We start from the raw sequence: 21,310 nt of genomic DNA, 5'->3' as shown, positions 1-21,310 counted from the left end.
TTGCGCATTTTTCCAACTAGCGCAGACTGCACTGGTACCGCAGCGGGCGCCTCCCAAAATCAATTAGAAGGAATATGCCTTGTTATACGCTACAGCTAAATGTTGCCATAAAATATGACGTGCAGGCCAGATAAGAGAATCACAGTATGGCGGAGCAGGTATGTGCTCTGTGGCTACGTGCTGGTGATAGGATTTTTGCTTAACTTAATTTGGGAAAACGCACAGGCGCCATTCTACAGGGGCTACAATGGATTCTTCGCGCATTTCTGGATTTGCTTTATTGCCGCTGTGGTGGATGCATTGGTGCTCCTGCTGCTATACCTACTGTTTGCGGTACTCAGCCATAGTCTATATTGGCCTCTGAAGGCTAAACTGTGGCAGTATGGCCTACTGGCCTTTAGCGGTGGTTTGCTTGCCCTATGGTTTGAAAAATGGGCGCTGGCCAAAGAGCAGTGGTCTTATACAACGGCCATGCCCCTTGTTCCTGTGCTCGACGTTGGTCTGTTGCCTCTGCTGCAACTCATGCTTCTTCCCGGCCTGGCTTTTTACCTCGGTGCCAATGCAGCAAAGCCGAGGCTATAATCTCAGCAACAGGTAAGCACACGAATCCTGTTGTGCCCTGTATTTTACTTTTACATTTAAAAGTGAAAAATTACATATTTATTGTCTCGCCACTCCCGCAACAACACGCTTACTTCACTGCCGTAAAAACAGCATGTTTAACCTAATTTTTTGTATATGAACAAGCTTAAAATTTACACTTTATTGCTGTTAACGGCGCTTTTGTCGGCTGCTTGCGACAAAGAAGACGGAGAAATAGACCCGTCAGGCATGGCCTTTCACGCCGAAATGAAGGCCGCTGCGGAGAAAATGCAGCAGGCGATGGACTCCGTGGAAATGACAATGGACCCTGATGTGGACTTCGCCCGGCTGATGATACCGCACCACCAAGGTTCTATTGATATGTCTAACATCGTGCTCAAATATGCCAAGCATGAAGAGCTGAAGCAGCTGGCACAGGAGGCGCTGGAAAATGACAGCAAGAGCCAGGGCAGGTTGCAAGCCTTTCTGGATGCACACGGGGCTCCAAAGCCTGAAACAGACAGTAGCTTTGGCCAAGAGATGATGCAGGCCATGACGAAGATGAACCAGACGATGCAGGCTTATAACATGTCTAACGACCCGGACTATGATTACGCTATGATGATGACCTTCCATCATCAGGGAGCCATAGACATGTCCAACATTGAGCTGAAGCACGGGCATGAGCAGGCAATGCTTGATGAAGCCCGGACAATAATAGAGGCGCAGGAGCAGGAAATCATCGATTTGGCTAAATTCCGCAACGAGCACGGACAGCCGTAGTTCACTACCGCAAGATACTGATGTTCAGAATAAAAGCGCATTTGCTGCGCTATAACAAACAGTCTTTGTTATAGCGCAGCAAATGCGCTTCAGGCTACACCGCACCTAAATCTCAGTGAGTTAAAAATGATGAAAAGCTATACTACCCTGCCTTGTTTTCTCCTGCTGACAGCCCTCGCTTTACCGGCCTCGGCGCAGCATGAGATGCACCAGCAGCCATAGGACACTGTGGGCGTTATGAGTTTGTGCAGAAATCAGCCAGGGAGCTAGCTAGGATTGGCGGAGCCCTTGTATGATCATGACGAAATATTTAATATACCGGCAGGTATTGCAACTCGGCCAGCAAATGTGAATGCGGGCGCGCAGGTAAGTGTTTTCAGCCCTTCTGGCGGCCTGCACCCTGTTTATGGAAAGCTCCCGCTCAGTGCCGAAGTATACCTGCGCTTTTCCCCCGGCCTGATGAAGATGATGCGGTAACAGTAGTTGGCACCGATAGAGGAGCAATCGAAGCCGCAATAATATCAGCCAGGATTACTGTCCGTTAACAGAAACGGCTTGCTGCCTCTGAGTATAGAGAACAGATGCACGTATAGAAGGTACGGATTGTTTTTGTATGTACTCCATTGTACAACAGACTTCGTTTTGTGGCATTAGAAACTATAAAACCTGAAGCTGACTGAAGGCACTACATAATAGCCTTAGCCTATACTACCAAACATATGCCTAATTATACCATACCTCTACAACACCTTTAAGTATACTTGGCAGTATACTTAACTGAAACCATAATTCTGAAAGCTATGAAAAATTTACAAACGTCAGATCCGAAGGAACACGCCCGAAATGTAGGATCGGGATTACAAGAATTAATTGACCATCTCCGCAAAGATATTGGCCAACTGGAGGAGCCAAAGGCTCAGGCACTATTTGAAACCTCCGCAGAAGTTTTAGGTGGTTTAGCCAAAGCGTTCTCTGATTACGAGAAAGGCAATGAAGCAGCCTGGAAATAACGGGTGCTGGTTCTATTCACATCAGCTTCTGTCAGAAGAAAATCTTTCTAACAGAAGCTGATGTTTTATTTTGTGCTCCATAGCAGACCTGGTAATTGAAGGCATGAAAATTTTTGAAATGGCCTGTTCCCGCCTTGTTTTTGTAAATTTACGACAATGATCGTCTTTCAAAACAATGCACCTGTGTAGTATATAAGTATGAATATGTAAAAGCCCGCCCTTGTTGATGTTTTCACCAACATCTATACTTCAGCCGCCGCTTGCTTACGGGTAATAACACCAGCAAGGACTTTGGATAGAAGCAGAAATTTAATATATAAACAGGTTTAATATATAATTTTTGATAAGCTGGTGTCTTCCAACTATCTTCAGGACTTTACCTCTACAAGCAGCGTTGAATTGTTATATCAATGGAATCTATCCCGATAAAGAAGAAAGACAAGCTTGGCAAGGACGTGCCGTTCAAAATATCCCGCTTCAAGGAAATCATCAAAAAAACCACTCCCCATAAACACGAGGGTTATTTCGAGTTGATTTTTCTGTATGAGGGGGCCGGCTTCCATTGGGTAGACACAGAGAAACTGCAGGTGGAGCCGCCGGTAGCTTACTTCCTGTCACCGGGGCAACTGCACTGCTGGGAACTCACAACGATACCAAAGGGATTTGTTCTCCTTTTTAGAGAAGAGTTCTTTAACTATGTCAGGCAGGCAGATATTTTGGGCTTGATAAGAGAGCTGGAGGCTACTATTGCCTGCGATGTCGCTAACAACCTGGGCCTCCAAGCATTGTTTCTTGAAATCGAAAAGGAACAGCTTGACAGCGGCCCATACTCCTATGAGATTACCCAAGGACTGATTCAGGTTATACTTGCCAGGCTGTTACAGGCAAACGCAAGCTCTCATGCAGCGCCGAACACCAACCACAAAGTATACCATCAGTTCCGGCAGATTATCCGGGAAGGGCGCATAAACGCCAGGCTAAAAGTGAAGCAGGTAGCCGGGCAACTGAACATCAGCCCCCAGAACCTGAATGCCGTGTGCCGGCAGGTGGCAGGCAAGTCTGCAAGCAGCCTGATGCGAGAGCAGATTCTGTTAGAGGCAAAACGCTACCTGCTGCACTCAGACCTGACCGTTAGCGAGGTTGCCTTTCAGCTTAACTTCTCTGACCCTTCTCACTTTGTGAAGTTCTTTAAAAAGTCCGAAACCGTTACCCCTGCCCAGTTCCGCACCGCCCATTTTCGATAGTACCAGGATAAGCTCCTTTTAAACCATACCTCTGACTTCGTTGCTGCGTAATTTTATACCATCAGGTATGGTAGGAACAGTTGCTGCCAACCTCTATACTATAACAGGCATAATTGAAATAAAAGGACTATGAAAACAACGACAAACAGCGACCGGCGCAGCTTCCTGCAAAGCATCACCCTCGTAACATCCACCGTAGGCATTGGCGGCGCCTCGCTTTTATGGGGCTGTCAGCAGCGCAATGGAGAGAATGGCACACAAGCAGGAGAAGCAGGCGACGAAGAAGGCGAAAAGAGCGAAGAGGAAGTGTCGCCGCCGGAAGACCTGATGCGGGAGCACGGTCTACTGAACAGGATATTGCTGATATATGACACTTCCATTACCCGCCTGAACAGTAAAGAGGACTTTTCGCCGGAATCCCTCCACAACGCCGCCGGCATTATCAGGACTTTTATTGAGGACTACCACGAAAAACTGGAGGAGAACTACCTGTTCCCGCGGTTCAGGAAGGCCAACAAACTCACTGACCTGGTGCAGGTGCTGCAACGGCAGCACGATGCCGGGCGTGCGCTCACAGACCAAATCCTGCAGTACAGCAACATGCCTGCCCTGTCTAAAAACGAGGGCAGGCAGCAACTGGTAAACCTGTTGTCGCAGTTTAACCGGATGTACCGGCCCCATGAGGCGAGGGAAGACACGGTGTTGTTCCCGGCCCTGAAGGAAATCGTTTCTTCCAATGAGTATGATGCAATGGGCGAAGACTTCGAGAAGAAAGAGCATGAGTTGTTCGGCGAAGACGGTTTTGCCACGATGGTAGACAAAGTTGCCGGCATCGAAAAACAGATGGGCATTTACGAGCTGTCGCAGTTCACCCCTACCCTGCCCGGATAAGTTAGGCTGGGCAGTGAATTATTTTTTTATACTTGTCGCGGCTCTCCTGGCCTATATCATCAGCACGCTCTCAGGTGGCGGCGGCTCGCTGTTGCTCGTCCCCGTCGTCAGCTTCCTGCTGGGCGCAAAAGTTACCGCACCTGTTATCAACCTAGGCAATTTGTTAGGCGCGCCCGTCAGGCTCTACCTGTTCTGGAAAGATATTGAACTGGAAGGTAACCAGATACTATGTTCCCGCTGCTGTGGCGGGCGTGGTGGCAGGAGGACTGCTGTTCAGTAACATACGGGCAGAGTGGCTTCAGATTTTTATCGGGATGTTCCTGCTAAGCACCGTGTTTCAGTATCGGTTCGGCAAAAAGGAACGGTCGTTTTCGATGAAGCTGTTTTACTTTGTCCCTTTGGGGTTCCTAATAGCTTTTTTTTCGACGCTAGTTGGAGCGATGGGACCTGTGCTGAACCCGTTCTACCTCAACTATGGAGTGGATAAGGAAAGCATGATTGGCACCAAAACGGCCAACTCCTTTCTGGTGGGGCTGGTACAAATCGGGACTTATACCACTTTGGGGGCCCTTCATGGCAACCTGTGGCTTTATGGGCTGGCACTGGGTGCAGGAGCTTCTATCGGAAATTACTTCGGCAAGAGATTCCTGCAGAAAATCAGCAGCGAAACATTCCGGAAACTTGTACTTATAGTTATGGTAATAAGCGGCGCTGTGATTATTTATGACCAACTGAAAGAGCTGCTGACTTCGTAAACACTCATTCGGCATACACAACAGCGCCTTTATACTTTGCAGTACTTTCTCGTTTAATAGCAGTAAAAAGGTCTCGTGTTGCATCGGTCATACCAAACATAGCGGCTGTTGTACCATAGTTCTGGGAAATCATGCTTTAATTTTGCCTTGTACTTCTTTCCGGGAACAACTATCTCGATTTTGCAATAAAAACAGTGTTCACAAGAACAGGTATATCATGGGAAAACAACACTGGGAAAAGATTTACCAGACCAAACAGCCCGATGAGGTAAGCTGGACGCAACAAGAGCCGAAAACCTCGCTCGCATTTATACATAGTTTCGGGCTGCCCAAATCCGCACGGATTATAGACGTTGGCGGCGGGGACAGCAGGCTGGTCGACTTCCTGCTGCAGAAAGGATACCAGAATGTAACCGTGCTGGATATTTCGGGCATCGCACTTGCAAGGGCAAAACAAAGGCTTGGCAATAAAGCGAACCGCGTGAAATGGATAGAGTCTGATATAACAAAGTTTGTTCCGGCAGAGAGTTATGATGTGTGGCACGACCGGGCCACATTCCATTTTCTCACTTCCCGCGAGCAGATACACTCATACCTGGAAACTGCCCGCAAGGCCATCGAAGGTTATCTGGTCATCGGAACGTTTTCTGACAAAGGGCCGAATAAATGTAGCGGACTGGAGGTAAAACAATACTCGGAGGAGGAGCTACAATTACAGCTTGCCGCCAAGTTTCAAAAAATAAGGTGTATCACAGAAGACCATGTAACGCCTTTCCATACCACTCAGAACTTCCTTTTTTGCAGCTTCAGAACCACTATCACACAACAACATGTTAAAAAGATTCTTAGAAACCGATAGCTCGTCCACCACTATTCTTATCCGGCTGATGACCGGCGCCGTGTTCCTCTCCGAAGGCATCCAGAAATTCCTGTATCCTGATGCGCTGGGGCCGGGGCGCTTTGAAAAAATGGGTTTCCCCCAACCAGAGTTTTTTGGCTATTTTGTCGGAACCTTTGAAACCATTTGCGGCATCCTGCTTTTGCTGGGGTTTATAACCCGGGGAGCAGCGCTGGCGATGCTTGTTGATATGAGCGTAGCCCTCATTGTAACCAAAATCCCTATTGCCTTCGGCGAAAGTTTCGGTCCCTTTGTGCTCCGCGACCTGGAGACCTACGGATTCTGGAGTATGGCACACGAGGCACGCACCGACTTTGCCATGTGGCTCGGCAGTCTTTTCTTACTCATCAGAGGCGGCGGCAGATGGTCACTGGACAGGAAGCTATTCTGATGGACAGACGGGCGAGGCTAAAAGAGCTTACTTTGCTTTTCCTGAAGCTGGGCACCATTGCGTTTGGCGGGCCTGCCGCCCACATTGCCATGATGGAAGACGAGGTGGTAAAAAAGAGGAAGTGGATGGAGCGGCAGCATTTCCTGGATTTGATAGGAGCTACCAACCTTATACCCGGCCCGAACTCCACAGAAATGACAATGCACATCGGGCACGAGCGGGCTGGCTTTGTCGGGCTTCTGGTGGCGGGCGCAAGCTTTATCCTGCCAGCTGTGCTAATAACGGCAGTTTTTGCGTGGTTGTATCAGCAATACGGCCAGCTGCCGCAGGTGGAGCCGTTTATCTACGGCATCAAGCCCGCGGTTATTGCCATTATTGTGGCGGCGGTGTACTCGCTGGGCCAAAAGGCTGTGAAAAACCTGCAGTTGCTTCTCTTAGGGTTGCTGACGTTGGCAGCGGCCCTGGTAGGGGTGAACGAAATAGCGGCTTTGCTGGGCGCCGGTTTTGCCGGACTGCTGCTGTATGCTATCAAGAACCAGAGAGTTACCTTAAAATCAATTGCTCCAACCTTACTGTTACAGCCACTGTATGCTGATACACTGCCCATTTCTCTTGTCAGCATCTTTTTTACGTTCTTAAAGATTGGGGCCATTTTGTACGGAAGCGGCTATGTGCTGTTTGCCTTTCTCGACGCGGAGTTGGTGGCCAAGGGGTTTATGGAGCGGCGGCAGCTGATTGACGCCATTGCGGTGGGGCAGTTTACCCCGGGCCCTGTCCTGTCCACGGCCACCTTTGTGGGCTGGCAGTTAGACGGGTGGCAGGGGGCAGGGGCTGCGACAGCAGGTATCTTTCTGCCCTCCTTCTTTTTTGTGCTGGTCTTAAACCCTATCATCCCCAGGTTGCGAAAGTCTAAATTGTTCTCGGCCTTTCTGGATGCCGTAAACGTAGCCTCCGTGGCGGTGATAGTTGCCGTGGTTATTGAGATGGGTAAATCCACACTGACCGACTGGCGCACAATCGTTATAGTTGTTGCAAGCCTGGTGGTTGTGTTCTGGCTGAAGAAGCTAAACAGCGCTTTTATCGTTATAGGGGGCGCTTTGTTGGGCTATCTATTATCCCTGATATAAGAAGTATTTTTAGTTACTCCGCTATATGCCTGAACCAGACTTCACCTTACGCTTTAAGAAGCATTGCGCTGTGCATGTTTTATGCAAAACTTTCTCTATATTTATGTGTCGCTTAACATGAATAGCATGAAAAAGCATTTGACTGTCATCGGCCTGATTTCTTTCTTGTTTTGCGCGTTGCTTCAGTGCCGAAGTATACCTGCGCTTTTCCCATGGCCTGATGAAGATGATGATGCCACAGTGATTAACCTGTTTCGCCAAGGGAACTAAACAAAAGGGGCGCTTACATACAATGTAAGTGCCCCTTTTCATAAAGCAAACAGCTAAAATAGTAGGGGCACAACTTATTGTGTCAGGCTATATTGCTTGCCTTTCAATGTAACTTACCGGCAACCAGGCCTGCTGATTTGCCAGGTCAATACGGCTTTCACCACACAACACTACTATTTTACACTTATCCTCTTTAGGGTTCTTTTCACGCACCTTGCAATCTCATTTATCGAAATAGGTGGACAGCCCGCTTACGCTAGAACCTGAAAGACAGGCCACCGCCTATACCATAGTCTGAATGATAGCTGCCTGTTAATGAGAAGTCGCGGCTCAGAATCTGCTCTAGCCCCACCATAAATTCTTTCTCGGTGTCGCCGTAGTAAAACAGCTCCGTGCGCGGGAACAGCCACCAGACGCCGTCAAGGGAGAGGCGCGCCTGCCCTGTGTGGTCTATGCTCAGGTCTGCGTTCACAAAGAGCGGCAACAGGTAACGCACCCCTACTACGCCCACGTTATCACTTCTGCCAAACTCCTGCACATCGGAGTCTTTTGTGGCTTGCCTGCCCATATGAGACTCGAAACGCCCTCCGGCATATACCCTGAAGTAATCGGTGAGCCAGCGGGCATAGTCTACGTTTACCTCATAGCCCTTATTGCTATACCAGCCGCCTACTTCAGCGTTGATGTTCAGGCTGTTTCGGGTGTTAAACAGGCGCAGGTCCAGTTCCTGCCTGTGGCTTGCCAGGGTTGCTTCTCCCAGTATGAAGATTGGGTTGGTCTCGTTCAGCAGAAACTTCAGCGGATAATTACCCAGCAATTTGTTACGCCGGTAGTCGTTATAGCTGAACACCCGCGCCATGCCTGACATCATGTGATAAAGTATGTGGCAATGGAAAAACCATTCTCCCGGCTCGTTGGCCAGAAACTCGATGGTAATAGCCTGCATGGGCGGCACGTCCACGGTGTGCTTCAGCGGGCTGTACGCGCCCTGCTCGTTTAGCACCCTGAAAAAGTGGCCATGCAGGTGCATAGGGTGGCGCATCATGGTTTGGTTCACCATCTTTATCCGCAGCACCTGCCCCGAATCCACCTTTATCTTATCCGCCTCAGACAGTATTTTTCCGTTGATTGACCATATATAGCGCCACATATTACCAGTCAGGTTAAAGGTCAGTTCCCTCACTTTTTCAGGCTTGTCGAAAGCCGTTCTTTGCTTAGCGCGCAGCATGTCATAGTCGAAGATGACCAGGGTATCGTCGCCAGGCTTCTCCATGACCATATTAGGGGCAGCGTCTTTCACTTGCATACTATCCATGCTTTGCCCTTGGTGCTGCATCGGCTGTTTAAGTGTGTCCTGCTGCCGGTGCATATTGTGGGTAGTATCCTGCTGCATCGGCTCGTGCTGCATTTGGCCAGGCTGCTTACCGCCGGACTTTTGATGCTCTTTCATATCCATTCCCTCCATGCCTTTCTCCGTGTTCATCATGCCACCCTGCCCCATGCTGGCCTTGCTCATGCCGCCCATGCTCATATTGGCCATCATTTCATTCAACTTAAAGATGTCTGGCCTGGGCACATCCGGCGCCATTACGCGTGGCCCTGTGCCCAGAAAGGTAGATGAATAGCCCGTTCCGTCCTGCGCTGTTGCCCTGAACTCATAGCTGCCTCCCTCCGGTACTGTTACTATAAAGTCATAGGTTTCGGCCACGCCAATCAGTACCCTGTCTACCATGAAGGGCTCTACTTCCTGTCCGTCAGCAGCGATAAGTTGCATTTTCCCGCCCGCGAACTGCACATGGAAATATGTAGAGGAAGATCCGTTAATGACCCGCAAACGCACCTGCTCCCTGGCTTTTAAGGGGTACTCCTGCACCCGTTGCCCGTTCACCAGAAAAGCATCATAGTATACATCAGAAATGTCCATGCCCGGCATCCGCTGCCACGACAGCTTCAGCTTCGCCTTCAGGTTATTATGGGCGATAATGCGGTTAAAGCTCTGAGCATTGCCCTTTTTAACCGTGTACCACTCGGACCCGCGCTTCAGGTTCCGCAGGATGTCCATTGGCTTTTCGTTTGTCCAGTCGGCCAGCACCAGTACCTGTTCTTCGGGGGCATCTGCTTTTCTCGCTCTAGGATGTATAACAATAGAGCCGTACAGGCCCAGCTGCTCCTGAAGCATGGTATGGGAATGGTACCAGTAAGTGCCGGTCTGCCGAATCACAAAGTGATACACAAACGTTTTCCCTTCGCGTATGGGCGGCGTAGACAGGTAAGGGACGCCATCCATTAAGTTGGGCACGAGCAACCCGTGCCAATGCACCGATGTCTCCTCCTCCATTTTATTTGTTACATGTATCACCGCTGAGTCCCCTTCCTCAAAGTATAAGGTCGGGGCCGGAATTTGTCCGTTTACGGCGATGGCAGTCCTCTCTTTGTTGCCGTAATGCACTGTGGTGTCCGCAATAGTCAGGTGATATTCGCGCACACGGCGCTGTGCCACTACAGCAGGTGTATTAACCAAAATTAAAAGCAGAACTGTATATAGTTTCGGCATCCTGGACATTTATTGATTTGTAGCGATTCAAATGTTATGGCCAGCAAACAAATTCGTTTTTTTCTCCGCCAGCTTTTAAAGGCATAAGCCTCCCACTATTCGTGTTGTTCTATAAACCTTCCCTGTGCGCCTATTCCTTCGACATAAGCCAGCTGTGAACCGTAATGGCCTGCCAAGCTCACGAAAGTAGCGGAGGCAACCACCACCACGACCGTTACAATTTCCGCCATCAGTCTTCTTTTAAAGTAGAAATGGCTTATCGCTTTAATCAAGACGGCGATACCACTGAGCCAGAGGGTATAAGTGGCATAGGTTTCATGGATTTCCAGTACCTGCTGCGCTCTTTCCGCAAGCCCCTGCGTGTGCAGGTGAACAAGCGTAGCAGCCACAACAGCCCCTATAAACCCTCCGGCCAGCAATAGCAATGTAACCCAGCTAAGCTCTCGCTTGAAAACAAAAAAAGCGGCTACCTGTGCTATGGCAGCCAGCAGCAGCAATACGAGCGGGAAATGCACGACCAGTGGGTGCAGCGTCGGGAATGCATCATAAGAAGCAGTAAGGTCTCCGTCGCCATAAGCCTTTGCCAGCACTTCATTTTTGGCTGCGTCCGGCTCCTGCCGTGTAGCCGTGTCCTGTGCCTGGGCAAAGCCCGCCAGCACAAAGCATAAAAACGCAAAAGAGAGGATGGCTGTTTTTATCATAGTTTGCTGTTTAATGGTGTGACATGGTATGTTCTTATAAAGCCGGCAACGATTTAAATGCCCCGCCATCGTGAAAAAGTTGTACACGCGCCGACACTGCGCCAAAACTGCTTATAGTCCCGTTTCCGCTTCTTTCTGCCTGTTCAGCATGTCCACTACCAGGCCGGACCAGGTAAAGTCGTATGCCCCTTCGCCTTCCCCGGTAAAAGGATGATAGTATTCCCGGAAGCCGCTTTGTGTTATCAGCCGTTTTACGCTTTGCAACAGCGCCTGCGCCTGCTGCCCGTAGCCCTTCTGCAGCAGGTAGCGGTGCATAAACCAGTTAAACACCACCCAGGTAGGCCCGCGCCAGATGTAGGTAGACGCTTCAGGGTTAAAAGCAGCCGCGTGCACCGAAAGGGACGGAATCGGGAAAGGCACATCAAAACCGTCCTGCTGCAACAGGTGCCGCTCCAGCACTTGCCAGCACACTGCATCCGGCACGCTTTTCAGTACGATAGGGAAGAAAATAGTGGCGGTGTTCACTTTTAGCTGTTCCTGCTTTTTACCCCACAGGTCATAGAAGGCTTTTTCCTCTGGGTTATACATGCGCCTGAAGATGCTTGCCGCCGTTTGCTGCGCCTTTGTTCTGAAGTATGCTTCGTCCGGGTCCTGCATCAAGCGGCACAGGTCGGCCAATGCTTCCAGGTTCTGCGCATACATGGTGTTAAAAGCCACATCCTTCACGATGAATTCATCTTTCCGGTACAGCTTCTTCAGGTTGTAGCCGTGCAGGAAATTATACATATCCACTTGCAGCACTTTCCAGAAGAGCCGCGGGCTGCCTTTGCCTTTGTAGTGCAGCATGGGGTCGTAGCTGGCCTTCCAATCCATGCCAGATTCAAAAGGCGTGATAAGCGACAGCAGCCCCTCCCCCTCAAAATCGCGGTTATCCAGCAGCCAGCAGTAGTATTTTTTGAGTTTGGGCAGCATCTCGCCTACAAAAGCCACATCCTGGGAGCCGTGGTAAATGCGCGCTACTGCCTCTGCCACCAGCGGCGGCTGCACCAGCGCAGACATGTGCGGCTTGTATAACTTTAAAAGAGATGCCGGCCTGAGTTGAAAAAGGTCTGTGATACGCCCGGGCATCAGCCGCTTCCAGTAAATCATATGCCCTACAAAACCATCCGGCTCCTGCAAGACAAACAAGCTACGGATGTGCTTTTTGGCCATCTCATACTCGCCCAGCGCGGTAAGTATGAACACATGAAAGCAGGTATCCCAGAAGTACTGAAAAGGATAGGTGCCCGGGGACGGTTTTGTATAATGAAATCTGTACCCGCCGTTCTGCCCTTCAATCATGTTGGCGTACAAAAGCTTGCGCACCCGTTGCGCTATTTCCTCATCAGTTAGCAGCCGTTCTTCTTTTACAGGCATCCGGTTATTTAACATATTTATCCCAAAGGCCGTACGTCTCTGTTTTAGCGCCGCGGGGAACGGAAAGCGCAGCAACAAGAAGCCCCGCCACAGCGCCGCTGATGTTCAGGGCCAGGTTGCTGTCTGCCACAAACCACGGCCAGATGGCTACCGCCAAGCCGAGCAGCACATTCAGGTAGCGCCCTAACCGCAGCACCTCCCCCATACATATCACCGCCACCACTACGATCAGAGAGCCTCCCAAATGATTAATATCCGCTGCCCTGGTTTCTATTCCCACGCCGAATACAGCCGGGGCAAACATGAGCCAGATCCCCAGTATGGCAGATACCGTCAGCGTCCAGGGAAAGCTCATCCCCCAGATGGACGCCAGGAACACCTTGCCCGGCTCCTGAGGAAATTCCATTACCTCCGGAGAACGCTCGTCTGAGTTTTGCTCTACCGGCTCGCCGCCTTTCCAGAAAACCTTCCAGAGCGAATCGCCTTTGCGTTTTCTTTGCACCATGTGCTGGCCCATCGCTATTACTTCATCCATCTCTATGGGAATCATGGGCAGCATAATAACCGCAGTTATAAGGCAAAACGTACACCACGCCCCAACAGACAGGGGTTGGGCAATCACCAAAAAAATGCTGACCAAACCCAGCGGCACTACCAGAATACCGAAGAAGAACACCATCCAGGGCATGGTGCGCCAGCGGGAAGTGCCGCCCATAAATCCCATTAAAAACTCAAAGGTGTACGCCAGAGAACCCAGGGCCGCATCGGATACAGGCCAGGAGTGCGACATGTCGGAGTTGAGCACCTGCCGGGTGCTGTTCCCGAAGAAAGGATCCCAGGCATGATCGATGTAGCCCAGTTGAAACGCGCCCAGGTAGCGGGAAGCCATCCAGCCGACGAAAGCCAGCACGATCATGATCCAGCGCTGTGGCCAGCTGGAAGGATTGTAGCTCCAACCGGCAGGCACCTCGGAGCCCATTTTCATGTACATGATCATGTTGGGCATACCGGCTATGAGTATGGCCAGGGCAATGACCAGAGCTCCTACCAGCGTATCGTTAAGATAAGCTACTGCCGTGGGCGACCAGAAAACAAGTGGGGCCATGCTGAGCCAGATACCGATAAAGCAGGCGATCCACACGCTTACGGGACGATTAGGCGTAAGGGAGCGCCATCCGAAGAAGATCAGGCCAAGCCCGCTGAGCATGTCGCTCCATTTCATAAAGCTGATCCGCTGGCCGAGGCTGAGCCATACCTCGCGCCCGCCGCTGGGCGCAACCGTACCTATAGTATAGCTGAAGGTAAGCGGTGACATAACCATCCAAACACCGAGGATGATAATCGCCCAGTACACCCACAGGGTTTGCATGTGGTGCATGTGCAGCATTTGCCGGCGCATGTCATCTGACATTTTCATGCCGTGGCCCTCCCCTTGCTGCCCCTCGTGCTGGTTCATTTTCTTGTTGTGCTGGCGCATCTCTTGCTCGGCCATAGGCCGGGTTACACCGCGCATCCCCATACCACCGCCGTGCTTTCCGTCTTCACTTTGATGATGCTGGTGTTGTTTTTTCTCCTTTCCCATAAGTGATACCTTGTATTAGCATGTTTAAAAGTTTCAATTGCATGGACTTATCAAAGGCTACTGCAAAGGCAATGGCCAAAAGGCAGCCCCGGAAAACATAGCTATAAGGGTGGGCATGACTTAGCCATCTCTATCTTCCTGTTCTACAAGGTATGCTCTCCTTGAGTTTTACATATTTATTGCTATTCCTTACAAAGTTTAGGAAAGCCAGCAACGTCGTTACGATGTAATGCCGCTACAGCATCAATGCCAGTGCGTTTTACCCCAATTTGTAGCGCTGTTGCCGTGCAATGGCCTTGCTGGCAAGCTACCTTTACCGGCTCAACCCGCCAAAAAAGGTTTGAACGAAACATTAGGCTACTGACGTTTTTAACCTTTATACCTAAAAAAGCTTGGGAAATGGCTGGTAGTGTCTCAGTTTGAATTTAAGTGAAATATACGAGACAGTAATTGAGATAAGATAGTCATTTTTAAATATTCCTTAACCTCAGCCCTCTGAATATCCTATATTTTAAAGACACTTTAAATTTTAAGCTTATGAGAACCAATGCCAAAAAAGTACGTCCTAAATTTTTAAATTGGAATAAGTGCACAGAGTGCTTAGAAATTACCAATGATTTGTACAATCACATAACAAAAAACAACGTGGAAATCGTGGGTGAATTCGAGTATTTATGCAATGAATGTTATGGTAAAAGAAAAAGGGTACTAGAGATTGATTAAATAAAAAAGGAGGGTTACTAGCCCTCCTTTTTTATTTAATCAGTTAATCTTACAATATCTTCAATACTTATTAACCTCTTGGTTAATCCTGCTTCCATTGCAGGTGTTACCCGCAAGGATTTGTGTATTTTAATGAAGTTATAATATACAAAATGCAATGCAATAGCGTAGCAATGGTTTTCCACCTTTTTAGAAAACGCATTTGTAAGGCGGGTAAACCTACGCATCGTTAAGTTTTGCCGCTCTACATAGCTGGTAGAAATATGTTCCGGATATGGCCTGCCTGTTACCCGCTTTCTTTCTGCACCTGTACAATCAGCAGGGCTATAACGTCTTTCATTTTCTTTGCCCTGTGGTTGACCGTAAATCTTAACAAGTTGTGCAAAGTCAATATCAATGCCAAAAGTTTTATCTACAGCCTCTATATAAGCTTTAAGCCCATCAGTTGTTAATTGCACCCTGTTTTTTAATCTACCCTGAACATCTTTCATAAACTCATAAGCTGAATCTGCATCACGGTTCCCCACATACCACGAAACAATAAGCTTACTATTTGCATCAATAGCTGTCCAAGTCCAAGCATCCCCAGCCTTGTCAGGCGCAGCAACAGCATCCTCTACGTTCTTGCCCTTAGCATAAACAAAACTCCAAATTTCATCACATTGAATGCGTTTAGCTGTAAGACCATGAACGGTTGCATCATGGAACTCTTGACAAGCCCTACCTACATCAACTAATAGTTTGGTTACGGTATTAATACTAACATCGGCTATGCGAGAGGTAGCCCGTAGGCTCATACCTTCAACTAAGCAGTTGATGATTTGAGTTCTTTTTTGTAGAGGTAGCTTATTCATATACAAATATAACAATATTTCTTGAACAGTCAAGCATAAAGTTCACTTTATTTTTTTACAGTTAAAACTTAGACTTTTTTTTGCAATATTATTGTTTTAGTTCTTGAAATAGATTATTTTTGAAATCAAATAACGGACTATAAAATGTTTGTACCGAAAGAGAATAATGATAATTTTAATGTAGATGAGATACTAAACAGTCATAATCCTTATAAGTATGTAATAAATGAGACCTTAAAGGATGTATTTGAACGTAGATTAGTAGAATTAAAAATGACCAAGACTGATGTTAGGAAAATCCTAAACATAGGGCTTAGCACACTTAATGGTTTATTAAATGGCACTCAGAAGTTAGTAGACTTTTCAAATCTTATTAAGATTGCAACCTTCTTGCAACTGCCTAAAGAACAAATTATATTATTATACATTAACTCACTGGAAAAAAATCAGCCAGTTGAAATTGTAACAGCTGATAAAGTAAAATTCATAAAAGAAAACTTCGATTTAGCCGCTTTAAAACAAGTAGGGTTTATAAAAAGTGTTACCGACTTTGAAGAGATTGAAAAGCGAATAATTGCCGCTTTTGGCCTAAAGAGTATATTTAATTATCAGAACCCTTCCGATGATGTAGCCTTTTCTGCTGGCATAATACAACCCAAAAACGATAAAAATAGAAAAATCTGGATTAAAGCGGCTAAAGATGCTTTTAAAGAGATAGATAATCCTTATCCATATAACAGAAAAGCCTTACTAGATTTCTTCCCTGAAATTAGATGGCATTCTACAAACGTTGATTTAGGATTAATAAATATTATTAGAACTCTCTATAAATTTGGAATAACTGTATTCTATCAACCAGGCTTTCCGTCGCTTCACCTAAGAGGCGCAACTCTGAATATCAACCATAAACCATGTATAGTTTTAACTGACTATAAAGGGTTTTACCCTACTTTATGGTTTGCCTTACTTCATGAATTACACCACGTAATTTTTGATTGGGAAGATATTAAATTTAACCGCTATCATATATCGGACGAAGAAGAACAAAGATTGCCGGTTGTTGAGAGAGAAAATGCAGCAAACCATTTTGCGCGAGAATACTTATTTTCTATGGAAAAATTAAAGAAAATAAGGCCCCACTTAAATAATACCGATTTTGTTAGGCAGTTTGCAAAAGTTAATGAAGTACATCCAAGTTTTATTTATGTTTTTCATGCTAAGGATGTAGGCGAAGATGATAGAATGGGTTGGCCCAGAGCAACTAGGCATAATCCTAAAGATGAATTCAATAAATTAATTAAACTTATTGAGAACCCTTGGGAAAATAGGATTTCCACAAAAGAACATATTAAATCAATAAAACACATACTTTACATTTAGTCGCATGAAGAAGCCTAAAAAAGATAAGCCTATTATCCCTGAAAACAGTAATCTTAATCAGATACCTCAAATTGAGAATGAAGAACAACTTAGATTGTCCCTCCTTCAAGGGCCAGATGATAGGGCTTCACAATTACTTTCTGATAAGAGTTTTGATAAGAAAAACTTAACCTATGAGCTTATAAACGGCAGGCGTACCTCTGTAAATGAAGAAAGGGAAACGCAAAAAAGAATTGTTTCAGAACTAAGAAAAAATCTTGAACCAAGGTTTTCAGAATATCTGCAAGCGTTTGGAGATTTAATGGGCTGGACAGAAGAACAAAGGAAAAAATATCGTAAGCCTACTCCGACTGCTAAGGTCATTAACACAATAATTTATAATAGATTTCCAGGAGGGGTTTTACAACATATTCACGCCAAAAATCCTTATATTAAATGGTGTCTTAGAAGATATAAAAATTATTACTTTTTGAGTGAAGATGGTGTACTTTTATTAGAAAAATTTATTTATGATGCAGTTAAATTAATGCGGGAATGCACTTCACTTTATGAATTTAGAATAAAACATGCGGCTCAATATGGAAGCGGATTTCAGCCAGATTTGTTTAAACAATATTTTCAAGCTATTTAGAGCCCCATCTTTTTTCGGCCGCCTTTTTAGCTATTTCTTTTCTTTGCTCTGGTGTTAATTTATTAGCTCTGGCCTTACCGCCTTTTAGCCCACCTAAGCGGCCTAACGCAACGGCAGCCGGATTCTTTTCCGGTTGTTCGGTATCTTCTGTGTTTTCTGTACTTTCACCTGTAGCAATGTCAGTTATTAGTTTAGCTAACTGATTTGTATCTTTCGGATGTTTCGGATTTTTTGCCATATCCAAAGATACGAGTATTCTACTTAATCGGTCAAGCATTAGAAATTAAAAATGGTAACTATACCCATTTACACGTAAGGTTTTGATAGAAACAAAAAAAGAGGATTTATTAGTCCTCTTTTTTCTTTGCAGATTTTTTATCTGCATCTTTTACTGATGCCTTCATAATATCTAAAAAGCTGCCTTTTACTTTTAGCTTTTCATCATATTTCTTTGGACGTTCTTTTGAGCCTTCTTTCTTTGCCATATTATTAAGTTAAAGAGCCCATGTCTTAACTGCTAAATCTGCCATAACTTTTTGTCTGTTTTCTATGGCCTCTATATCCCATACATCAAGTGAGGCAAGTTGGTTGGTTAATTGGTAGGCTGATTCTTTATACGTTTGTTTTTTGTGGTCAAATGATAAGTTGCCTATATCTGAATTTTTTTTAGCCTTTAATAAACACATATTCCCAAGTCTTTTTAAGTAAGCCTCTGCATCTGATTTACTTACATTAGGCCACTTTTTTTCATCAATAGAGGATGGCATTATATGTTCAAGGTTAATTACGGAATCATTATTTGGTAAAAATTCAGGATCATCTTGTTCACTTGCAGTAGTTTCAAGCGACCGCAGATAATACTTTGCAAGTTTAGCTGTACCGACTCTAACTGTTTCAAAAGCTGATTTAAATGTACCATCGTTTGGTACTATGGAAGATCCCTCTTTTTTTAAATCAACAGTACTTTTTATCTCTCCAGTATGAATCCTATTTGCCAACTTGGCATAACCTTCATCTAAGCGGCCACCCCTTATGTTCAAAATTAAAAACCTAACAGACCATGATACTAACGATTTAAAAGATGTTGGCACATATTTATTTGGAAGATATTTTGAAACTGCGAGCATTAATGGTTGTATTTGAGTTACACCTAACAGATTTATTACTTGTATGGCTTGTCTTGCTTCTGTACCGTATTCATTCCATTTAGGGTGATCAGGATTTAATATGGCGGCATATTCTTGGCTCAGCTCCTCGAATAAACCCATCATCAGCAAGGCATCTGTTTTAGATTCAGTTCTACTCTGAATCGTCCTCATTATTTCTTTTTTGGTAGTTTGCCCCGCGATTATACAGCATACACAGCGTAAAAAATCCATAGTTATATCATCATCATCTGATACAGTTTCTATAGCTGTTTTCATTGCTGACCACATTCTCTGAGCTTCCGGAAGTCTATCTCCTGCTCTGCTGAAAATATGATTTTTTACTAAATCTACCTGCGATGTTTTTAGTCCTCTATCATTTAGTGTTTCAAACATCATAAAGGCATTTTCTGCATTTGAAACCTTAAGAATTACAATATTAGCTTGGTTATCCAAATATTCTATCCATTCATTTAGGACTTCCGAACTCCTTTTCCCATGCATAGAAACTAAGTTTCCTATATATTTTTTTATGTAATCGAAAGCCTCTGAAATTAATTTATGAGAATGCCTTAATGAAATCGTATTTGGATTATTATGATGATGCAATACACTCTTTTTAAAGAAGTCGTTATCATCAACATTTAAAGTTAGTTTTGAGGTGAACTCACCTTGTTTTCTCTCAAATGAGAAAAGGTAGTCATGCTCTATTGATTTATATGTATCCGATTGCCCTTCTTTTCTAAAATAGTCTCTAATGGCCGCTAATATCATTGTGGTAGTAGCGATGCGCTGTTGTCCATCTGCAATTTCCAATACACCATTTTCTGCTTTTGTTAAAACAACAGTTCCTAAGAAATAAGGCTTATCTGGGTTTCTTAATGCATTATTTATATCCTGCAACAAATCCCTTACCTGTGTTTCGCTTGTCCATGAATACTCTCTTTGATTAGGTGGTACCCTAAATCTTTCTTGCTTGATAGCAGTAGCTATTCCTAATACTTTAAAATCAAATTCCTTATCCATTATTATCTAATTTGATGGGCTCTAAAAAAGGTATCTTTTCACCGATATTTTGCAGGTCTTGAATAGCTGCGCTTCTTAATTTTTGTCGAGCCCATGCCGAAAGACCAATACCTGCTATTTCAGCAGCTCTTTCAAATCCTTCTTTTTCTAAAGCGGACACACGAATTAATATCTGGTTTTCTTTTTTCATGATTCAAATCATAAAGTAATATACAAAGATACACCTTTAAATTAGTTAAGCTTAAAACGTATATACAAAAGTTATATAAAAGCTATTATTTTAAAAAAATGTAATAACTATATTACTACAAATGTTGTATATATGTGTAAAAACTACTAATTTTACATCAAACAAAAAGCTTATGAACTTCGCCTTCAAAACTATCCACGAATTCAATGACCATTTCAAAGATGAAAAGATTTGCTACGAATTCTTGGAGGAGCAAAGGTGGCAAGATGGTATTGCTTGTCCTCATTGTGGCAGCTTAAAAAACCATATAATGTAAAGCCTCGTGGTAAATTTAAGGATATACCTTCTTATCGTTGTTCAGAAAGACAGTGTGATCTCCCTTTTACTGTTCGTACTGGTAGTATTTTTGAAGGAAGCAAAATAGAGTTGCGGAAATGGTTTCAGGCTATTTATGAAATCAGTACTTCAAAGAAAGGAATTAGCTCAATAGAGTTAGGAACAAGAATTGGCGTAAGCCAGAAGTCAGCATGGTTCCTTAATCATCGCGTTAGAACCATGCTGAGTGAAACTGCACCTGAATTACTTAATGGCATAGTCGAAGCGGACGAAACCTTTGTAGGTGGCAAGAATAAAAACCGCCATGAAAATAAGAAGGTGGCTAACTCACAAGGCCGGGCACATTTAGACAAAACAGCAGTTTTAGGCGTATTACAGAGAGATGGTAAAGTACGCACCTTTGTTGTGCCTGATACTAATAAGGAAACATTGCATTCTATTATGGTAGCCAATGTAGCACCGGAAGCAGTACTAATACCGATGCTTACGCTGCATACAAAGGACTTGATAAAGTTTATAGTGAACATATAACGATTAAGCACTCTGAAGGTAATTACAAGACAGTTGGTCATAAACATACTAATAATATTGAGGGCTTTTGGGGTATCTTTAAAAGAGGTATTGTTGGTATTTACCACTACGTTTCACCACAACACTTGCATCTTTACTGTAATGAGTTTTCAGTTCGATATAACAATCGTAACTTAGGCAACATTCATAGCTTTGGAAAGGTAGTAGGCAATAGCGGACAAGAAAGAATAACTTATCGCTTATTAACTGCAAAAGGTAAAAAATAAAAAATGCGCTCAAATTACCGAGCG

Annotated in this window: 24 protein-coding genes and 1 pseudogene; 16 read left to right on the top strand and 9 right to left on the bottom strand. The window is 45.2% G+C overall.

What is annotated here, in order from left to right; genetic code table 11:
- Positions 1-114: 114 nt before the first annotated feature.
- The 12 genes from I2I11_RS02640 (at position 115) to I2I11_RS02590 (ending at position 7,951) form a co-directional block, all read left to right on the top strand.
- Entirely contained in the window at positions 115-582 is a 468-nt protein-coding gene (locus tag I2I11_RS02640; RefSeq protein ID WP_196266094.1) for a hypothetical protein, read from the top strand.
- A gap of 156 nt (positions 583-738) precedes the next feature.
- The gene (locus I2I11_RS02635) at positions 739-1,365 is read left to right on the top strand and encodes a DUF305 domain-containing protein (protein WP_196266093.1); all 627 of its coding nucleotides are present in this window, start codon (positions 739-741) and stop codon (positions 1,363-1,365) included.
- A 276-nt stretch (positions 1,366-1,641) separates the two neighbouring features.
- The gene (locus I2I11_RS02630) at positions 1,642-1,842 is read left to right on the top strand and encodes a hypothetical protein (RefSeq protein WP_196266092.1); all 201 of its coding nucleotides are present in this window, start codon (positions 1,642-1,644) and stop codon (positions 1,840-1,842) included.
- A 323-nt stretch (positions 1,843-2,165) separates the two neighbouring features.
- Positions 2,166-2,375 (top strand): hypothetical protein, encoded by a 210-nt coding sequence (locus tag I2I11_RS02625; protein WP_196266091.1) that lies wholly within the window; start codon positions 2,166-2,168, stop codon positions 2,373-2,375.
- A gap of 410 nt (positions 2,376-2,785) precedes the next feature.
- A complete protein-coding gene (locus tag I2I11_RS02620; protein ID WP_196266090.1) occupies positions 2,786-3,619 on the top strand; it encodes a helix-turn-helix domain-containing protein in 834 nt (277 codons plus the stop codon).
- A 129-nt stretch (positions 3,620-3,748) separates the two neighbouring features.
- Positions 3,749-4,510: a hemerythrin domain-containing protein gene (locus I2I11_RS02615; protein ID WP_196266089.1), complete on the top strand. Its 762-nt coding sequence runs from the start codon at positions 3,749-3,751 to the stop codon at positions 4,508-4,510.
- A gap of 13 nt (positions 4,511-4,523) precedes the next feature.
- On the top strand, positions 4,524-4,790 hold the full coding sequence (locus tag I2I11_RS21190; protein ID WP_230679844.1) for a hypothetical protein: 267 nt from the start codon (positions 4,524-4,526) through the stop codon (positions 4,788-4,790).
- The gene (locus tag I2I11_RS02610; protein ID WP_230679843.1) at positions 4,714-5,265 is read left to right on the top strand and encodes a sulfite exporter TauE/SafE family protein; all 552 of its coding nucleotides are present in this window, start codon (positions 4,714-4,716) and stop codon (positions 5,263-5,265) included. Before I2I11_RS21190 ends, I2I11_RS02610 begins: the two co-directional genes overlap by 77 nt.
- Positions 5,266-5,482: 217 nt before the next feature.
- Positions 5,483-6,124, top strand: a complete 642-nt coding sequence (locus tag I2I11_RS02605) for a class I SAM-dependent methyltransferase (protein WP_196266088.1) — start codon at positions 5,483-5,485, stop codon at positions 6,122-6,124.
- Positions 6,096-6,554, top strand: a complete 459-nt coding sequence (locus I2I11_RS02600) for a DoxX family protein (protein ID WP_196266087.1) — start codon at positions 6,096-6,098, stop codon at positions 6,552-6,554. Before I2I11_RS02605 ends, I2I11_RS02600 begins: the two co-directional genes overlap by 29 nt.
- Positions 6,527-7,681 (top strand): chromate efflux transporter, encoded by a 1,155-nt coding sequence (gene chrA, locus I2I11_RS02595; protein ID WP_230679842.1) that lies wholly within the window; start codon positions 6,527-6,529, stop codon positions 7,679-7,681. Before I2I11_RS02600 ends, chrA begins: the two co-directional genes overlap by 28 nt.
- A 126-nt stretch (positions 7,682-7,807) precedes the next feature.
- The gene (locus I2I11_RS02590) at positions 7,808-7,951 is read left to right on the top strand and encodes a hypothetical protein (RefSeq protein ID WP_196266086.1); all 144 of its coding nucleotides are present in this window, start codon (positions 7,808-7,810) and stop codon (positions 7,949-7,951) included.
- 256 nt (positions 7,952-8,207) lie between these two features.
- On the opposite strand, the gene I2I11_RS02585 is transcribed toward I2I11_RS02590, so the two are convergent.
- The 5 genes from I2I11_RS02585 to I2I11_RS02565 form a co-directional block, all read right to left on the bottom strand.
- The gene (locus tag I2I11_RS02585) at positions 8,208-10,472 is read right to left on the bottom strand and encodes a multicopper oxidase domain-containing protein (protein WP_196266085.1); all 2,265 of its coding nucleotides are present in this window, start codon (positions 10,470-10,472) and stop codon (positions 8,208-8,210) included.
- A gap of 128 nt (positions 10,473-10,600) precedes the next feature.
- Positions 10,601-11,206 (bottom strand): DUF2231 domain-containing protein, encoded by a 606-nt coding sequence (locus I2I11_RS02580; RefSeq protein WP_196266084.1) that lies wholly within the window; start codon positions 11,204-11,206, stop codon positions 10,601-10,603.
- Between the two features lie 111 nt (positions 11,207-11,317).
- Entirely contained in the window at positions 11,318-12,622 is a 1,305-nt protein-coding gene (locus I2I11_RS02575; protein ID WP_196266083.1) for an amylo-alpha-1,6-glucosidase, read from the bottom strand.
- 4 nt (positions 12,623-12,626) lie between these two features.
- A complete protein-coding gene (locus tag I2I11_RS02570) occupies positions 12,627-14,204 on the bottom strand; it encodes a vitamin K epoxide reductase family protein (protein ID WP_196266082.1) in 1,578 nt (525 codons plus the stop codon).
- Between the two features lie 758 nt (positions 14,205-14,962).
- Positions 14,963-15,781: a DDE-type integrase/transposase/recombinase gene (locus I2I11_RS02565; protein WP_196266081.1), complete on the bottom strand. Its 819-nt coding sequence runs from the start codon at positions 15,779-15,781 to the stop codon at positions 14,963-14,965.
- Positions 15,782-15,925: 144 nt separating this feature from the next.
- On the opposite strand from I2I11_RS02565, the gene I2I11_RS02560 reads away from it, so the two are divergent.
- Together I2I11_RS02560 and I2I11_RS02555 are read left to right on the top strand one after the other, a co-directional pair.
- A complete protein-coding gene (locus tag I2I11_RS02560) occupies positions 15,926-17,161 on the top strand; it encodes a helix-turn-helix domain-containing protein (RefSeq protein WP_196266080.1) in 1,236 nt (411 codons plus the stop codon).
- Between the two features lie 4 nt (positions 17,162-17,165).
- The gene (locus I2I11_RS02555) at positions 17,166-17,792 is read left to right on the top strand and encodes a P63C domain-containing protein (protein ID WP_196266079.1); all 627 of its coding nucleotides are present in this window, start codon (positions 17,166-17,168) and stop codon (positions 17,790-17,792) included.
- Here the strand turns inward: I2I11_RS02555 and I2I11_RS02550 are convergent.
- The 4 genes from I2I11_RS02550 to I2I11_RS02535 form a co-directional block, all read right to left on the bottom strand.
- Complete coding sequence (locus tag I2I11_RS02550) at positions 17,785-18,030, bottom strand: histone H1 (protein WP_196266078.1); 246 nt, start codon at positions 18,028-18,030, stop codon at positions 17,785-17,787. The genes I2I11_RS02555 and I2I11_RS02550 overlap by 8 nt on opposite strands.
- A 109-nt stretch (positions 18,031-18,139) precedes the next feature.
- The gene (locus I2I11_RS02545; RefSeq protein WP_196266077.1) at positions 18,140-18,277 is read right to left on the bottom strand and encodes a hypothetical protein; all 138 of its coding nucleotides are present in this window, start codon (positions 18,275-18,277) and stop codon (positions 18,140-18,142) included.
- A 9-nt stretch (positions 18,278-18,286) separates the two neighbouring features.
- Positions 18,287-19,963 carry a DUF262 domain-containing protein gene (locus I2I11_RS02540; protein ID WP_196266076.1) on the bottom strand — a complete coding sequence of 559 codons (1,677 nt, stop codon included), beginning with the start codon at positions 19,961-19,963 and terminating at the stop codon, positions 18,287-18,289.
- Positions 19,956-20,153: a hypothetical protein gene (locus I2I11_RS02535; protein WP_196266075.1), complete on the bottom strand. Its 198-nt coding sequence runs from the start codon at positions 20,151-20,153 to the stop codon at positions 19,956-19,958. Before I2I11_RS02535 ends, I2I11_RS02540 begins: the two co-directional genes overlap by 8 nt.
- Before the next feature lie 121 nt (positions 20,154-20,274).
- Between I2I11_RS02535 and I2I11_RS21515 the strand changes: the two genes are divergently transcribed.
- Together I2I11_RS21515 and I2I11_RS02525 are read left to right on the top strand one after the other, a co-directional pair.
- Positions 20,275-20,469, top strand: coding sequence for a transposase (locus tag I2I11_RS21515; protein ID WP_370582905.1), 195 nt, complete (start codon positions 20,275-20,277; stop codon positions 20,467-20,469).
- Positions 20,412-21,286: pseudogene (locus tag I2I11_RS02525) on the top strand (IS1595 family transposase). The gene I2I11_RS21515 and the pseudogene I2I11_RS02525 overlap by 58 nt, the downstream one beginning before the upstream one ends.
- The last annotated feature ends 24 nt before the right edge of the window (positions 21,287-21,310 follow it).

It is taken from the genome of Pontibacter rufus, from assembly GCF_015694705.1.
Classification (GTDB): domain Bacteria; phylum Bacteroidota; class Bacteroidia; order Cytophagales; family Hymenobacteraceae; genus Pontibacter; species Pontibacter rufus.
This window is presented reverse-complemented; position numbering and strand designations above follow the sequence as displayed.

Excerpts from the sequence above, each read along its gene's own strand:
- I2I11_RS02640 (WP_196266094.1), top strand. The coding sequence starts at position 115 with ATGACGTGCAGGCCAGATAAGAGAATCACAGTATGGCGGAGCAGGTAT.
- I2I11_RS02635 (WP_196266093.1), top strand. The coding sequence starts at position 739 with ATGAACAAGCTTAAAATTTACACTTTATTGCTGTTAACGGCGCTTTTG.
- I2I11_RS02625 (WP_196266091.1), top strand. The coding sequence starts at position 2,166 with ATGAAAAATTTACAAACGTCAGATCCGAAGGAACACGCCCGAAATGTA.
- I2I11_RS02620 (WP_196266090.1), top strand. The coding sequence starts at position 2,786 with ATGGAATCTATCCCGATAAAGAAGAAAGACAAGCTTGGCAAGGACGTG.
- I2I11_RS02615 (WP_196266089.1), top strand. The coding sequence starts at position 3,749 with ATGAAAACAACGACAAACAGCGACCGGCGCAGCTTCCTGCAAAGCATC.
- I2I11_RS02605 (WP_196266088.1), top strand. The coding sequence starts at position 5,483 with ATGGGAAAACAACACTGGGAAAAGATTTACCAGACCAAACAGCCCGAT.
- I2I11_RS02600 (WP_196266087.1), top strand. The coding sequence starts at position 6,096 with ATGTTAAAAAGATTCTTAGAAACCGATAGCTCGTCCACCACTATTCTT.
- chrA (WP_230679842.1), top strand. The coding sequence starts at position 6,527 with ATGGTCACTGGACAGGAAGCTATTCTGATGGACAGACGGGCGAGGCTA.
- I2I11_RS02590 (WP_196266086.1), top strand. The coding sequence starts at position 7,808 with ATGAAAAAGCATTTGACTGTCATCGGCCTGATTTCTTTCTTGTTTTGC.
- I2I11_RS02580 (WP_196266084.1), bottom strand. The coding sequence starts at position 11,206 with ATGATAAAAACAGCCATCCTCTCTTTTGCGTTTTTATGCTTTGTGCTG.
- I2I11_RS02575 (WP_196266083.1), bottom strand. The coding sequence starts at position 12,622 with ATGCCTGTAAAAGAAGAACGGCTGCTAACTGATGAGGAAATAGCGCAA.
- I2I11_RS02570 (WP_196266082.1), bottom strand. The coding sequence starts at position 14,204 with ATGGGAAAGGAGAAAAAACAACACCAGCATCATCAAAGTGAAGACGGA.
- I2I11_RS02565 (WP_196266081.1), bottom strand. The coding sequence starts at position 15,781 with ATGAATAAGCTACCTCTACAAAAAAGAACTCAAATCATCAACTGCTTA.
- I2I11_RS02560 (WP_196266080.1), top strand. The coding sequence starts at position 15,926 with ATGTTTGTACCGAAAGAGAATAATGATAATTTTAATGTAGATGAGATA.
- I2I11_RS02555 (WP_196266079.1), top strand. The coding sequence starts at position 17,166 with ATGAAGAAGCCTAAAAAAGATAAGCCTATTATCCCTGAAAACAGTAAT.
- I2I11_RS02550 (WP_196266078.1), bottom strand. The coding sequence starts at position 18,030 with ATGGCAAAAAATCCGAAACATCCGAAAGATACAAATCAGTTAGCTAAA.
- I2I11_RS02545 (WP_196266077.1), bottom strand. The coding sequence starts at position 18,277 with ATGGCAAAGAAAGAAGGCTCAAAAGAACGTCCAAAGAAATATGATGAA.
- I2I11_RS02540 (WP_196266076.1), bottom strand. The coding sequence starts at position 19,963 with ATGGATAAGGAATTTGATTTTAAAGTATTAGGAATAGCTACTGCTATC.
- I2I11_RS02535 (WP_196266075.1), bottom strand. The coding sequence starts at position 20,153 with ATGAAAAAAGAAAACCAGATATTAATTCGTGTGTCCGCTTTAGAAAAA.
- I2I11_RS21515 (WP_370582905.1), top strand. The coding sequence starts at position 20,275 with ATGTTGTATATATGTGTAAAAACTACTAATTTTACATCAAACAAAAAG.